The following is a 13,659-nucleotide window of genomic DNA, read 5'->3' on the forward strand; positions in this document are numbered from 1 at the left end:
GGGGCTACGAGTTCGCCTCTACGGATGCGCGTTCCGCTGCGGGCAGCTTGGCCGCATCCGCCGCGAAGCGTTGGTCGATCTCGGCCAGCGGTATCAGCGCGAAGGCGCGCTCGTGCAAGCGCGGATGCGGTATCTGCAAGCCCACTTCGTCAACGTGCACGTCGTCGTAGAACAGAATGTCGAAATCGATCGCGCGCGGTCCCCAGCGTTCGCCCTGCGTGCGGCCCAACCGGCGTTCCATCTCTTTCACGCGATCAAGAAGTTCGCGCGGCGCAAGCGCTGTTTCCACGATTACGGCCGCATTGCAGAAATTCGCCTGGTCCGTGCGTCCCCATGGTTTCGTTCTATACAAGCGCGAACGCGCGAGCACAGTTCCGACTTCGGCGAGTGCGTCCATTCCGGCCCGAACGTTCGCCGCCGGGTCGCCGAGATTGGAGCCCAGCCCTATTCCCGCTCGGGCCATGCCGCGCGGAAGTTCGGATTATCGCGCCGCAGCGTCACGCTCGGCGTCGCTCCTTCCAATATTTCGGGCTTCGCGACGGTGATCTCGGCGCGCGCCACTCGCGCATCCTTGAAGATCGCGTGCAGAATTTCTCCCGCCAATCGCTCGATCAGCCGGAATGACGTAGACGCCACGATCTGCGTGATCGCCGTGCGCGCCACGTCATAGTCGAACGTGTCTTTCAAATCGTCATTGCGCTCGGCCGGCTGCAGATCGAGTTCGACCACAGCCGTAATGTCGAACGGCTGGGGCGCTTCGCGCTCGCCGGGATTGGCTCCGTGGCGCCCCAGGGCGCGGATACCGTCGATACGGATTACGTCCATCCGGCGGGTCTCCAATTCCGCACGATCGCGTCGCACACACTCACGACGTCGCGCGTTTGGGATACGTCGTGAACCCGTACGACGTCGATTCCGGCGGCAATTGCCAGCGCGGTGGTGGCGGCGGTGCCGTAGATCCGGTCTTCGGGATCGCGGCCGGTGAGTTTTCCGATCGTAGACTTTCGCGACGTGCCCAGCAGCGTCGGAAATCCGAGAGCGGCTACACGCGGCAACTCTTGCAGAATGCGCAGATTCTGATCCGCGTTTTTTCCGAATCCGATTCCAGGATCCAAGATGACGTGTTCGGCGGGAATGCCGGCCTGTACGGCGCGGGCCGCGGCATCCTCCAAAAAAGCGAGAACTTCGTCCACGACGCCGGAGTCATAATGGGCCTCGCTTTTGTTATGCATCGCGACGACCGGCATCCCGAGTTCCGCGGCAACGTCCAACAGGTCGCGCGGCAATCCCCAGACGGAGTTGAGAATGTCAGCGCCGGCGTCCGCCGCGGCGCGTAGGACGCCGGGCTTGAACGTATCGACGGAGAGAACAGCCGACGGCAAGCGCCCGCGGACTTTTTGGATCACGGGAATCAAGCGTTCGAGCTCGGTCCGCTCCGCAACCGGAACGTGACCGGGTCGCGTGGACTCCGCGCCGATATCCAAAATGTCGCTGCCGCGTTCGAGCTGCGTTTGCGCGTAGGCCACGGCCAAATCGGGCTCTTCGATCCCATCGCCGGAAAATGAATCCGGCGTGACGTTAACGATGCCCATCACGTACGTGCGCTCGCCCCAGTCTAGCGTGCGTCCGCGTACGTGCAGCGATCCTCTAGTGCGCACTGCTTGCAACGACGTTCTCCAACCACCACTCGCGCAGCTCGGCCACCACGAACGTCGAGCCGCTGACCACTACGATCTCGTCGCCGCCGGCATTGCGCCTGGCAATGCTGAATGCTTCGACCGCGTCCGGAATAGCCCGTCCCCACAGCCCCAAAGATTCCGCAATACTCGCCAGCCGCTGCGGTTTGGTCGCGGGCCGCCCACGCGCATCGAACGACGTAAAGATAAACGTGGCGGGCAGCTGCGAAAAAACCCGCAGCACTTCGCCCGCATCCTTGCTTTCGCCGATAGCAAGCACGAACGTAAAATGCCGGTCCGGAAAGTGCGCCCGCAGCGACTGAACCAGATGTTCGGCCTTGTCGGGATTGTGAGCCACATCGAATATCACCGCCGGATGCGCCGGAAAGTATTCCATCCGTCCCGGCAAGCTGAGCCGGGCTAGACCTTCTTCGACCTGCGCCGGCGTGGGACGCAGTTGCTCCGGCAAATACTCGAGCGCAAGCACGGCGCACGCTGCGTTCGTCTGCTGGAATTCACCAAGAACCGGAATTTCGAGATGATACTGCGCCGCGGGAGTTTTTACGGTAAAGCGCTGACTGAAAGGCTCGAGCCGCACGTCCTCGATCGTCACAACGTCCGGCACGAAGACGAACGGCGCGCCGACGCGCCGGCACTGCGCCTCGATAACGGCTCGCGCTTCGGGCCTGTCGGCGGCGCTCAAAAGCGGCACGCCGGGTTTGGCGATGCCGGCTTTGTCGGCGGCGATCTGTTCCACAGTGTCGCCGAGTATGTCGGTGTGATCGAGCCCGACGTTGGTGATAATGCTGACCAGCGGGTGCAAGACGTTGGTGCCGTCCAGCGTGCCGCCGACGCCTACCTCGATGACGGCGACGTCAACCTGTTCTTGCGCAAAGAGAAGAAACGCAAGCGCGAGCAGCGTTTCGTAGTAGGACGGGCGCGTGAACTCGGCACTCACGCGATCCATCGCCGGGATCAGGAGCTCGATGAGTTCGGCAAATCGTTCCTCGGAAACCGGCACGCCGTCGATCCTGGCACGCTCAAGCACCGAATGGAGGTGCGGTTTGGTGTGCAGCCCCGTGCGCTTGCCGGCGGCGGTCAGCGCGGCGGCGATCATCGCGCTCGTCGAACCTTTTCCGCTCGTGCCGCCGACGTGGATCGTCGGATAGCGGTCTTGCGGATTGCCGAGTTCCAGCAAGAACCGGCGCATGCGATCGAGCCGGTACGGTTCGCGGCGGGAACCCGTTTCGCTCACGAGTTCCAAGACGTAGGCTTGCGCTTGCGCGAACGTCACGAGCGCCTACCCGTGCCCGTCTTTACCGTTCAGTTGTTCGATCGCGTGCGGCAGAACCGGCAGCACCACGGCGAGCGACTCGGCGACCGCTTTCGGACTGCCCGGAAGATTCACGATCAGCGTGCGGTTGCGCACGCCGGCCGTCGCCCGCGACAGCATCGCGGTCGGGACGATTGCAATCGACGCGGTGCGAATCGCTTCGGCAATCCCCGGGACTTCGTAATCCAGAATTGCCGCCGTCGCCTGCGGCGTGCGGTCGCGCGGTGAAACTCCGGTGCCCCCGCTCGTAATGATTAACGACGCAGCGCCTGAATCGCAGAGCTCGATGAGCTCGGCCTGGAGCGCACCGGGATCGTCGGGCAGCACCGCTTCGCGCACGATCGCATAGGCCGCGCCGAGCCGCTCGCGCATGATTGGAATGCACGTGTCCGGCCGTTCGCCGGACGCCGCCCGATCGGACAAAACGATCAGCGCGGTTTTCACTTCGTTTTTTCCAGCAGCCGCACGGATTCGATCGTGATGCCTTTTTCGATCCCTTTGGTCATGTCGTAGATCGTCAGCGCCGCGACCGCAGCCGCGACCATCGCTTCCATCTCGACACCGGTCTGCGCGGTCGTGCGCGCGGCTGACTCGATCACGAGCACGTCGTCTTCCCACGAAAACGCAACGTTCACGGCGCCGAGCGGAATCGCGTGGGCAAGCGGAATGAGCGCCGGCGTCTGCTTGGCGGCCATGATCCCCGCGAGCTGCGCTGCGACCAGCGCATCGCCTTTTGCCAGAGTCGCCTCCCGCAACGCCCGCGCGGCCTCGGCACCCAGGCGGACGCGGCTCTGGGCGCGCGCCGTTCGCACCGTGTGATCTTTGTGCGAGACGTCGACCATCTCAAGGTCTCCGCCGGGGCCGAAATGGCGCACTATTTCGCCGGCGCCATGCGCACCCAAAGCAGAGCGAGTACTGCGAGAATTGCATAGACGATTGCATGCTTGACATGCCGGTGTCCGTCAAACCCTAAGAGTGTTGAGAAATGCGCGGCTCCCGTGAACGCCAATACGGCGGCAATAATAAAGACGGCTGCCAGAACGAGTGCAAGAACTTTCAATGAATTACTCCCATACGTGCGAGTGTGAAACAGAGTCCGCCGAAGAGCAAGCAATACCAGCCGAACGGACGCAAGTCGTTGCGGCGAAAGTATCGCACCAGAAACGCAACCGACGCGTACGCGGCTATGCCGGCGAGAACTCCGCCCAGCGCAGCTTGGACGAGCACGCCGCGACTTCCCGGTCCGGTTAGCTCGCCGATTTCGAACAGCCCAGCCGCCAAAATCACCGGCGTCGCTAAGAGAAACGAGTACTGGGCCGCGTCCTCATGATCCAAATCGCAGATCAGACCGGCCACAATCGATGCACCCGACCGTGAAATCCCCGGAAAGAGCGCCAAGGCTTGCCCGAAACCCACGCCTGCGCTTTGGAGCCACGACAGCGACGTGATCGGTTTGTCCACTCGCCCGAGCCGCGTTTTTTGCCGCTGACGCAAATACTCGCCCAAAAACATCACGCCGGCATTGATCATCAAAAAAAGCGCCGCAACCTCGGCGCTCCCGAAGAACTTCTGCACCGAATCCTTGAGCAGCACGCCCAAGATGCCGACCGGGACGGTACCGACAATCAGGAGCCACGCCAGCTTCTCGTTCGGATCGTCGCCGATCTTCCCGCGCCAGATGCTCGCGACGAACGCTCGCACGATACGCGCCCAGATCTTGCGATAAAAGATCACCAGCGCGAGCGCGGTTCCCAAATGCAAGACCGTCACAAACGCGAGAAACGACGGAGCGGCGCGGTTTATTTTCCAATGCAGCAACGCCGGAATCAAAATCGTTTGGCCTAGACTGCTGATCGGGAAAAGTTCGCTCACGCCTTGCAACAACGCAAGGGCCATCGCCTGTCCGAAAGTCACGCGACGAGGTTATGGCGCAAGCTGCGTCCATCCTTGTGCCGCCGGGGGAGGTGCTGACGCGGAATCTCTGACATTTTTGGCCCTGCCAGGATGGCAGCTTCAAAACTTGTTTTGCCAAAAATGCAGCGAAGCCGCAAAAATTCAGGACGTATTTTTGCGAGCGGTTTCGCGGCGGCACCTCCCCCGGTGGCACAATGGATCAGCAAATTACCAGGCCACAAACTTGACCGTAAACGTGTACGTGCTTGCGACGCCCTTGCAGGCGGTGTACTTCGGCGTGTAGCTGGCGTTTCGCGCCATGGTTAACGCGCTCGCGTCGAGGCCGTCGTTGCCGATCGAGCGCGCTACTTTCGCGTCAGTGACGTTGCCGGCCGGATCGAGCGAGACGTCGATCGCGACGACGCCGGTGATGCGGCTGGCACGCGCGGCCGCGGCGATATCGGGCGTGTCAGGCGTTGCAGAAACGGCTGGGCCTGCGTTTGGGTTCGTGCAGCCCGCCGCAACGCGCGCCGGCGTGGCGGTGCCGACGGGACGCGGCGTTTGCGGCGCGTACGTGACCGGGCCGCGTCTTGCGTTTGGCCCGTTGTGCGATGCAATTTGGGGCGGCGCAATTTTCGAATGCGCTTTTGTCGCGATGCGCGGCGTTTGCACCGGCTTAGGAGCGGGTGTTTGAACAGGCGGGGGAGGTCGATGCGTTATCTGTACGATGCGCACGTTGGAGAGCTGCGCTTCGGACTCCGTATGCGACGGCCAATACCAATAGCCGGCCAAAAGCAGGTGCAAGAGTAAGGAGATAGCCAGCGCGACGAGGAGAACTCGGCGGCCGCGCGCGCGCACGACTACTGGTTCGGGTCGAACGTGACCTTAAAGAGGTAGTCGCCCGTGACCGGCTCACAGTTCACGACTTTGGCTGCATAGGTTGACTGTCGCGCAGCCGAGAGCGCGGCTTGATCGAGCGCCATGTTGCCGCCGCTCTGGAAGATCTTCGTACCGATCAGACTGCCGCTCGGACTAATCGTGACCTGGACTTGCACGGTCACCTGCCCCAGGCCGAGTTCGCGCGCGCTCTCCGGATAATCCGGCGAGACTTGCTGAACGACGGTGGCGTCGGTATACGGATTGCGGCACGCGGGCTTGGGTGTTCCGGGCGGCGCGCTGGGACCCGGTTTCGCGGTTCCCACGCCTTGCGGAACGCCGTTTTCCGTGCCGCTCTTCGGCGGAACGTAACGGTTGTTGGTGGTCGAGTTCGCGTTGTTGCTCGTCGTCTTCGGTACGTTCACCTTGAGCTGCGGCTGCGGCTGTTTCGGCGGCGTGGTCGCGTTCGGCGGCGGCGTCGGCGTGGGCGGCGGCGTCGGCGTGGGAGGCGGCGGCGTCGGGACCTTCACCGTGATCTTCTTGGTAACCGAGACTTTCTCGACTTGCTGGTCTTCGTTCGTCGTTTTGAGACGCGGAGAAAAGAACGCAAAGACGGTGTGCACGGCGAGCGAGATCACAAACGCCCAGACGATGAAGCTCTGGACGCGTTCATCCGACGACGTGATCATTTTGTTAGGCACTAGGTCTTGCTTCCCTCGACCTTATTCGCAAGCCCAAATTCCGTAAGATCCTGGGATTTGGCGGCGTCCATGACTTGAAGGACCGTTCCGTACGTCGCTTTCGGATCGGCTTTAATGATGACGGTTTTGAATTTGTGTCCGGTTTGATCTTGCAGGTTTGCAAAGGCGGCTTTTGCGTCTGCGATCGTAACGACGTTCGAGCCGATCGTAATCTTGTTGTCCTTGTCGATGAAGACGAGGATCTGCGACGGGAAGACCTTGTCGCGGTTCTTGGCCAGCGGCAGGAGCGGCTCTTTGGTGACGGCCGCCAAGATGATGAAGATGATCAGGAGGACCAACAGCACGTCCGTGAAGGGCGTGATGTTGATGGTCGACATGACTTCTTCTTCGCCCTGGCCTGTGGAAACAGCCACGAGTTATTTCACCTCTGCGATTACGAAGTTACGAATCCGACGTCTTCGAGGCCCGCGAGCTTCGCCGCGTCGAGAATTCTGATGATGACGCCATAGGGTGCTTTGGCGTCGGCAATAATGGAAACGTGCTTCGGACCGCGTTTGAGACGGTCCGTAACCATGACGCTGTATACCCCAACCGAGTCGGTCTTCACGCCGTCGACAAAGATCACGCCCTTGTTGTTGACGTCCACCTCGATCTCGTTTTTCTTCGGCGGCGTCGGATTGCTGGAGTTATTGTTGTTGGGCAGCTGTTTCTCGAAACCGGGCGGCGTGAGCAGCGCGGCCAAGATCATGAAGATGATCAGCAAGACCAGCAACACGTCCGTGAAGGGCGTGATGTTGATCTCCGCCATCACGTCCTCATCCTGTTTTGCGGACAGCAAACTCATGGGCGGTGCCTACGGAGTTACTTGGTTGCGCCGGCGGGCTGGTAAAGGTCCGTCGGTATCGGCGCACCGGTATTGTGGAAGTGCAGCATCTCCGCCATTTGATTGGCGGCGACGATCATCTCTTGGTTGTACGTCTTGATTCTGCTCTTGAAATAGTTGAAGAAGACGACTGCGATAACCGCGATAATCAAACCGCTGGCCGTCGTGATCAGCGCTTCCGACACGCCCGCCGCGACGACGGACGGAGTCGAGTTGCCCTTGAGCGCGATGTCGTCGAAGGCCTTGATGATGCCCAAGACGGTACCGAACAGGCCGACGAACGGCGAGATAACCGCAATCGTACCGATGATTGCCAAGTTGCGTTCCAGCGAGTTCAGATGCTCCATCAGCGCGATGGAGAGCGCGTCGGTGATGTCCGCGCGGTTCTTCTCACCGCGCAGGAGACCGAATTCGAGAATTTTGGGAAGCATGCCGCGCTGGCTGCGGCACACCTTGATGGCCCCGTCGACGTCGTCCTGAGAGATCTTCTGGCCGATCGACTTGAGCAGGCCTTTGGTGTCACCGTGTTGCTGGGCAAAGAACCACAGCCGCTCGATAACGACTGCCAAGCCCACTATGGATATGAGCAAGAGCAGCCACATATCCCAGCCGCCCTTGTTCATGAAAGTCATGAAACCGCCAAACACTATTTTCGTCCTCCCGTTCCGCGGGCAAGTATGTGCGCTTTAGAAAGGCGCACCATTGGCCTACACCCAGCCAAAGTCCTCGTCACTTTTCGATGTTCTGCTTGATGAAGTTGTCGATGTTGAGCGCGAGCCCGATATTGCCTTGCGCCTGCGCCTCGGCCTTGGCCTTGTGGAGCGCATCCAGCGCTTGGTTCTTGAACTCGACCTTTTGCTTTCCGCCGATGATCCATGCGCCCGCCATGGCCACCCCGAGTGAATAATTCGCAAGTGCGTCGTTTGGATTGAGGGCCAGCGCCTGATCCGCGTACGGCTTCATTTTGGTCAGGTAATCGTTCGGCACGGCCGGTGTTTTTTGCGCACCGATCAGCGTGTTCTCTTCCAACGCGGCTGACGCGAAGCCTGTGACGGCCACGTCCCTGTCGCCTTGCTTGGTGGCCTCCAGGAAATCGGTGACCGCCTCCTGATGTTTGCCGGCGGACGAGGCGGCGTTCCCGGCAGCCAGGTACTGGTTGCCGATCATGCGTTTGACCGTCGTGTTGGTCGGGTCGAGACGCATGATCTCATCCTTTATGGTTTGCACGTTTGCTGTATCGTTTGCCTTAAGATACGCTTGCATGAGCGCGGCATCGATGTTCACCTTGCTGTTCACGTCCGTCTTCGGGTCGGCCATGGCCATGCTGCGAGCCTTCTGCAGATCCTGAACCGCCGCGGTCGTGTCCCCATTTTCGAACTCGGCCGAGCCGAGCACGTAAAACGTTCCGGCGGACGGCGCCAGAATCACCGACTTGTTGGCGTAGCCGAGCGCCGCCGTCGCATTATTTTGCTTCAGCGCGGCGGCAGCGGCCAGTGCATACGACTGTGCTGCGACCTGCAGAAACGTTTTCGAGACGCTGGAAACCTTGTCGAAGGCGGCTGCTGCGCCGGTGTAGTCCTTCAGGAAGTAGTCCGCCGCCGCCAGCTGCTGGCTGAGCGTCGGGTCGTTCGGCTTGGATGCAAGCGCCTGCGTCGCCATCGCCTTGGCTTGGTCGTACTTGCCCGCATGGATCAGTTTATCGATTTGCGCGACGGCGCCCGTTACGATCGGCCCGCCTTTGCCCGCAACGCTCTTGCCGTGGAACGCGATGGTGAAATCATAGAAGCCGGTGACGGGTGTCTTGCCGCGATGTTGGGGGCGATACGTCGAGTTCTTGGCGATATCCAAGGCCGCGGCGTTGTCGAGCGGGTTGGTCGAGGTGATGACCTTGATCACTTTGTGCGACCCGTCGGCGAAGACTTCGACCTGAATCACGACCTTGCCGGAACCCGCTATCGGGACCGACGTGTCGGCGCGCGTAATCAATTTCGCCGGCGTGAATGCGTTCTGATATTGCGCTTGCGCCGTCAAAGTGGTTCCGGCGACGACGGCAATGGCCGTGACGGCAGCCGCCCAGCGGGTGATCCCAATCATGCGTATCTCCAACCTCGAGCTTGTTCTTTATTATAATGAAGGCCGCGCAAGGCGTAGCCTTGTTACCGCGGATAAACGTAACTCAAACTACGTTCGTCGCCTGCCTTGCGGCGGGACGCTGGAGCTCCCCTGCTAAGCCGTCAAGCGGCTAAGGATGCGGCGGGCAGCTGGCGGCCGACCGCGTGGGCGACGCCGCGACCCTGTTCCATCAGCGACTCGAACTGCTCGAAAGTGAGTGACTGCGGACCGTCCGAAGCGGCCGCCGGCGGATCGGGATGGACCTCGATGAGCAACCCGTCGGCGCCGCCGGCAACGCCGGCGACCGCCATCGGCGCGACCAGTTTCGCAAGTCCAGTCCCGTGCGACGGATCGACGATGACCGGCAGATGCGAAAGCGCATGCACGAGCGGAATCGCCGCTAGGTCCAGCAGATTGCGTGTAGCCGAATCGAACGAACGAATCCCGCGTTCGCACAGTACGACGTCGGCGTTTCCCGCGACCAGCAAATATTCGGCGGCCAAGAGCCACTCTTCAATTGTCGCGGAGAGGCCGCGCTTGAGCAGCACCGGTTTCCCCGCGTCGCCAACTTCCCGCAACAGCGTGAAGTTCTGCATGTTGCGCGTACCGATCTGCAGCATGTCCGCGTGTTGCGCCACCAGCGCGACGTCGCGCGGATCGAGCACTTCAGTCACAACTGATAGTCCGAAGCGATCGGCTGCATCGCGCAGCATCTTTAATCCGTCGGCGCCCAGCCCCTGAAAGGCGTACGGCGACGTACGCGGTTTGAAGGCTCCGCCGCGCAGCACGTTCGCGCCGCGCTGAGCAACGGCTTGGGCCGTTGCCTCGATCTGCTCGCGCGACTCCACGCTGCAGGGTCCTGCGCAGATCGCGAGCATTTCGCCGCCGAAACTCGCGCCGTTGGGAAGGCGCACGATCGTGCGGTTCGCACGCGCATCGCGGCGCACCAGTTTATAGGTGTTTGGAAGAGCCGTTAACCGGTCCATGCTAGCGCACCAATTCGCGCAAATGCGCGAGTTCCCGCGCGGTCGCCGGGCGCGTGCGGCCCGGCGCGAGCGTGCCCAAGGCGATAGGCCCGAAGCGCAGGCGCCGCAGCTCGCGAACGGGGTGACCCACGGCTTCGAGCATGCGCCGGACCTGCCGGTTGCGGCCTTCGTGGATGGTGACGTCCAACACGGTACGATCGCCCGGCGACGCGATGACTTTGACCCGCGCGCCCGCCGCGCGCCCTTCTTCAAGACGCATACCGCGCCGCAGCCGCTCCAACTCGTCCGTCGTTAGTTGCCCCTTCACGACCGCGCGATATGTTTTTTCTACGCCGAAGCGCGGATGCGTCAACACGTGCGCGAGTTCGCCGTCGTTCGTTAGCAGCAAAACGCCGGACGTATCGTAATCCAGCCTTCCCACCGGAACGATCCGCGGCAAGCCCTTGGGCAAGAGATCGCTGACGGTGCGCCGCCCTTGCGGATCGCGCATCGTCGTAACGACGCCGAGCGGCTTATGCAAAACGATATACGTATGCTTCGCAGGCAACGAAACGATCTTACCGTTGACGGCGACCTTGTCGCTTTCCTCAACGCTCGTCCCGAGTTCGCGCACGACCTTGCCGTTCACGCGAATTTGCCCGCGCACGATCAGCTCTTCCGCCGCGCGTCTCGACGCCACACCCGCATGCGCCAAGTACTTTTGCAACCGCATTGCAGCGGTTATTTCGTTTGGTCGGCCCCGATGCCCCGGCGAAGTGTGCGACTTTTTCGAGCTCGACTTCAAAACTTTGTTCTCTCGAAAAAAGCGCCCAAACAAAAAGCCGCCATGGAGGGCGGCTTTTGAGTGTCTTTGACGGGGTGTCGGGGCCGACCAAAACGTGCGGGCCTCGTCAAGCTCGGCCGTCCTTCGACAAGCTCAGGATGACATCCCGACAAGCTCACCATGACACACTAAGGGCTCAGGATGACATCCCGACAGGCTCACCATGACACTGTTTGCGTCGGTGAGCGGAAGGTTAGTACTTGCCGTTGCCCTCTTCGTTGTACCCGCGCGACAGCGAGAGCGCTTCCTTCGTAACGGATTGCAAGAACTCGTCGTTGGTGCGCGTTTGCGCCATCTTGTCGAGAATGATCTCGGTGATGTCGCCGCTGTTGAGCACGCTCGTCGCGCGGCGCAGCATCCAGATCTTACGCATCTCGTCTTCGCTGAGCAGCAGCTCTTCGTGCCGCGTACCGGAACGCTTGATGTCGATGGCCGGGAAGATGCGCGACTCCGCGAGCTTGCGCGTCAGGTTGAGTTCCATGTTGCCGGTGCCTTTGAACTCTTCGAAGATGACGTCGTCCATCTTGGAACCCGTCTCGATCAGCGCCGTAGCGATGATCGTGAGCGAGCCGCCTTCTTCGATTTTGCGCGCCGCGCCGAAGAACCGTTTGGGCTTGTGCAGCGAGGCGGTGTCCAAACCGCCGGAGAGCGTGCGGCCCGAGGTCGGAATCACTTGGTTCCAGGCACGCGCGAGGCGCGTGATGGAGTCGAGCAAAATCACGACGTCTTTGCCGATCTCGACGAGCCGCTTGGCGCGTTCCATCGTCAGTTCGGAAACGGCGGTGTGGTTCTCGGGATGTTCGTCAAACGTCGAAGCCACGACCTCGCCGTCGATCGTGCGCTGCATGTCCGTGACCTCTTCAGGCCGTTCGTCAACGAGCAGCGCGATGATGTGCGCGTCCGGGTGATTGATTGAAATGGAGTTGGCGATGTTCTTGAGCAGCGTCGTCTTACCGGCTTTGGGCGGCGAGACGATCAGCGCGCGCTGGCCTTTGCCGATCGGACAGAAGAGGTCGATGACGCGCGTCGAGAGCTGCGTCGAGCGCACTTCGAGCCGGTAGCGCTCGTTCGGGTAAATCGGCGTGCCTTTTTCATAGAGCCGGCGGCCGCGAATCTCGTCGGGCAACAGCCCGTTGATGCGATCGACCCGGATCAGGCCGAAGTACTTCTCGTTATCTTTGGGCCGGCGGACTTGGCCTTCGACCAAATCGCCTCGCCGCAGTTCGAAGCGGCGGATCTGCGTCTGGCTGACGTAGACGTCTTCGGGCCCGATCACGTACCCGTCGCGGCGCAAAAAGCCGTAGCCTTCGGGCAGAATGTCGAGCACGCCGTTGGCGACTTCGAGGCCGGTGCGCTGCGCCTGGATCTCCATGATCCGCGGAATCAGCTCTTCTTTTTTGAGCTTGAGCGGCGAATCGATATCGAATTCCTTGGCCAGCGTGTTCAGATCGGCTTTCGATTTTTCCGAAAGCTCTTCGATCGTGAGCAGCTGCGGCAGATTTTGCTCGGCCTGCGGGAATTGCTCGAAGTGCGGAGCGGGGTTGTTGCCAAATTGGCGATGGCGGCGCGAACGGCGCCGGCGGCCTCCGCCTGGGCGGCCGTCATTATTGGGACGATGTTCGAATTGAATTGGACTATCTCTCTCGTAGAGTCGCACACGCCGCATAAACGAAACAATCGGGCGAGGCTGCCGGAATTCGTTGGAGCGTGAGCGGGAAGCGTAATGGTCGCGGAGGGTTTAACCGCACGTCGCGACGCCCAAACTATAGCACAGCGCGCTCAGGACGACAAGCGCTTGGGCCCCGAGACAAAGGTATTGCCGCGCTCGTAGAAGCGCAGCCGGCGGGTGAAAGCCTTGGTAATCCCGATGCGCCGGCTCGTACCGATTGCTGGCCGGGCCGCGGGCGCGGCAAGCCAAAGGTCGCCGCTCCGCAGCAGATCGACGCCGTCAAGATCGCGATCGATCGCAAGCGCTTGGCACAGGCGTCCGGGTCCGCGGCAGAGGTCCAGGACGCGCGTCGTGCGCCGCCGGGCTTCCATCAAAGACAATCCTTCAAGCGGCTCGAGCGCGCGAATCAAAACGGCGGCGCCTTCGTCTTTGCTTTCACTGGTGACGTTGACGCACCATGACGTGCCGTAAATCTTATAGACGTACGCGTGGTGCGCGGCCAGAAACATCGATGCGTTCCGCCCGCTTTTTCCACGATAGGCATGCGAGGCAGGATCGCCGATGACATAGGCTTCGGTTTCGACGATCCGTCCGGCGGCGCGGCCGTCCGGGCAGTCACGAACGAGCACACATCCAAGAAGCGCCTTCGCTAGATCGACCGTTCCGGCGGGCAATTCGCGCGCGCGCAGCCGTCGAAAGCGCACTGG

General features: G+C 61.5%; 18 protein-coding genes. All 18 read right to left on the reverse strand.

Going from position 1 to position 13,659, the window contains the following annotated elements:
* Positions 1–4: 4 nt before the first annotated feature.
* The 18 genes from folK to VFO29_06495 all read right to left on the reverse strand — a co-directional run bounded on the left by folK (position 5) and on the right by VFO29_06495 (position 13,656).
* Complete coding sequence (gene folK, locus VFO29_06410) at positions 5–463, reverse strand: 2-amino-4-hydroxy-6-hydroxymethyldihydropteridine diphosphokinase (protein ID HET9393130.1); 459 nt, start codon at positions 461–463, stop codon at positions 5–7.
* The gene (gene folB / locus VFO29_06415; protein HET9393131.1) at positions 445–825 is read right to left on the reverse strand and encodes a dihydroneopterin aldolase; all 381 of its coding nucleotides are present in this window, start codon (positions 823–825) and stop codon (positions 445–447) included. The genes folK and folB overlap by 19 nt, the downstream gene beginning before the upstream one ends.
* Positions 816–1,658, reverse strand: a complete 843-nt coding sequence (folP, locus tag VFO29_06420) for a dihydropteroate synthase (protein ID HET9393132.1) — start codon at positions 1,656–1,658, stop codon at positions 816–818. Before folP ends, folB begins: the two co-directional genes overlap by 10 nt.
* Complete coding sequence (locus tag VFO29_06425; GenBank protein ID HET9393133.1) at positions 1,648–2,970, reverse strand: folylpolyglutamate synthase/dihydrofolate synthase family protein; 1,323 nt, start codon at positions 2,968–2,970, stop codon at positions 1,648–1,650. The genes folP and VFO29_06425 overlap by 11 nt, the downstream gene beginning before the upstream one ends.
* Positions 2,971–2,976: 6 nt before the next feature.
* Positions 2,977–3,453: a MogA/MoaB family molybdenum cofactor biosynthesis protein gene (locus VFO29_06430; protein HET9393134.1), complete on the reverse strand. Its 477-nt coding sequence runs from the start codon at positions 3,451–3,453 to the stop codon at positions 2,977–2,979.
* On the reverse strand, positions 3,450–3,884 hold the full coding sequence (moaC, locus tag VFO29_06435; GenBank protein HET9393135.1) for a cyclic pyranopterin monophosphate synthase MoaC: 435 nt from the start codon (positions 3,882–3,884) through the stop codon (positions 3,450–3,452). Before moaC ends, VFO29_06430 begins: the two co-directional genes overlap by 4 nt.
* Positions 3,884–4,069: a hypothetical protein gene (locus VFO29_06440; protein ID HET9393136.1), complete on the reverse strand. Its 186-nt coding sequence runs from the start codon at positions 4,067–4,069 to the stop codon at positions 3,884–3,886. Before VFO29_06440 ends, moaC begins: the two co-directional genes overlap by 1 nt.
* Entirely contained in the window at positions 4,066–4,905 is an 840-nt protein-coding gene (locus VFO29_06445) for an undecaprenyl-diphosphate phosphatase (GenBank protein ID HET9393137.1), read from the reverse strand. Before VFO29_06445 ends, VFO29_06440 begins: the two co-directional genes overlap by 4 nt.
* 225 nt (positions 4,906–5,130) lie before the next feature.
* Positions 5,131–5,760 (reverse strand): TonB family protein, encoded by a 630-nt coding sequence (locus tag VFO29_06450; protein HET9393138.1) that lies wholly within the window; start codon positions 5,758–5,760, stop codon positions 5,131–5,133.
* A gap of 2 nt (positions 5,761–5,762) precedes the next feature.
* Positions 5,763–6,479 (reverse strand): TonB family protein, encoded by a 717-nt coding sequence (locus VFO29_06455; GenBank protein HET9393139.1) that lies wholly within the window; start codon positions 6,477–6,479, stop codon positions 5,763–5,765.
* Entirely contained in the window at positions 6,479–6,892 is a 414-nt protein-coding gene (locus VFO29_06460) for a biopolymer transporter ExbD (GenBank protein ID HET9393140.1), read from the reverse strand. Before VFO29_06460 ends, VFO29_06455 begins: the two co-directional genes overlap by 1 nt.
* A 20-nt stretch (positions 6,893–6,912) precedes the next feature.
* The gene (locus VFO29_06465) at positions 6,913–7,323 is read right to left on the reverse strand and encodes a biopolymer transporter ExbD (GenBank protein HET9393141.1); all 411 of its coding nucleotides are present in this window, start codon (positions 7,321–7,323) and stop codon (positions 6,913–6,915) included.
* A gap of 17 nt (positions 7,324–7,340) precedes the next feature.
* Entirely contained in the window at positions 7,341–8,009 is a 669-nt protein-coding gene (locus VFO29_06470) for a MotA/TolQ/ExbB proton channel family protein (GenBank protein ID HET9393142.1), read from the reverse strand.
* 82 nt (positions 8,010–8,091) lie between these two features.
* Positions 8,092–9,456: an energy transducer TonB gene (locus tag VFO29_06475; protein HET9393143.1), complete on the reverse strand. Its 1,365-nt coding sequence runs from the start codon at positions 9,454–9,456 to the stop codon at positions 8,092–8,094.
* Between the two features lie 140 nt (positions 9,457–9,596).
* Complete coding sequence (gene aroF, locus VFO29_06480) at positions 9,597–10,460, reverse strand: 3-deoxy-7-phosphoheptulonate synthase (GenBank protein HET9393144.1); 864 nt, start codon at positions 10,458–10,460, stop codon at positions 9,597–9,599.
* 1 nt (position 10,461) lies between these two features.
* Positions 10,462–11,172: a pseudouridine synthase gene (locus VFO29_06485; protein ID HET9393145.1), complete on the reverse strand. Its 711-nt coding sequence runs from the start codon at positions 11,170–11,172 to the stop codon at positions 10,462–10,464.
* A 304-nt stretch (positions 11,173–11,476) separates the two neighbouring features.
* A complete protein-coding gene (gene rho / locus VFO29_06490; protein HET9393146.1) occupies positions 11,477–12,949 on the reverse strand; it encodes a transcription termination factor Rho in 1,473 nt (490 codons plus the stop codon).
* Positions 12,950–13,062: 113 nt separating this feature from the next.
* Positions 13,063–13,656 carry a DNA-3-methyladenine glycosylase gene (locus VFO29_06495; protein HET9393147.1) on the reverse strand — a complete coding sequence of 198 codons (594 nt, stop codon included), beginning with the start codon at positions 13,654–13,656 and terminating at the stop codon, positions 13,063–13,065.
* Positions 13,657–13,659: the final 3 nt, after the last annotated feature.

This window comes from Candidatus Rubrimentiphilum sp. (assembly GCA_035710515.1).
Lineage (GTDB): Bacteria > Vulcanimicrobiota > Vulcanimicrobiia > Vulcanimicrobiales > Vulcanimicrobiaceae > Rubrimentiphilum.

Excerpts from the sequence above, each read along its gene's own strand:
- folK (HET9393130.1), bottom strand. The coding sequence starts at position 463 with ATGGCCCGAGCGGGAATAGGGCTGGGCTCCAATCTCGGCGACCCGGCG.
- folB (HET9393131.1), bottom strand. The coding sequence starts at position 825 with ATGGACGTAATCCGTATCGACGGTATCCGCGCCCTGGGGCGCCACGGA.
- VFO29_06445 (HET9393137.1), bottom strand. The coding sequence starts at position 4,905 with ATGGCCCTTGCGTTGTTGCAAGGCGTGAGCGAACTTTTCCCGATCAGC.
- VFO29_06465 (HET9393141.1), bottom strand. The coding sequence starts at position 7,323 with ATGAGTTTGCTGTCCGCAAAACAGGATGAGGACGTGATGGCGGAGATC.
- VFO29_06475 (HET9393143.1), bottom strand. The coding sequence starts at position 9,456 with ATGATTGGGATCACCCGCTGGGCGGCTGCCGTCACGGCCATTGCCGTC.
- aroF (HET9393144.1), bottom strand. The coding sequence starts at position 10,460 with ATGGACCGGTTAACGGCTCTTCCAAACACCTATAAACTGGTGCGCCGC.
- VFO29_06485 (HET9393145.1), bottom strand. The coding sequence starts at position 11,172 with ATGCGGTTGCAAAAGTACTTGGCGCATGCGGGTGTGGCGTCGAGACGC.
- rho (HET9393146.1), bottom strand. The coding sequence starts at position 12,949 with ATGCGGCGTGTGCGACTCTACGAGAGAGATAGTCCAATTCAATTCGAA.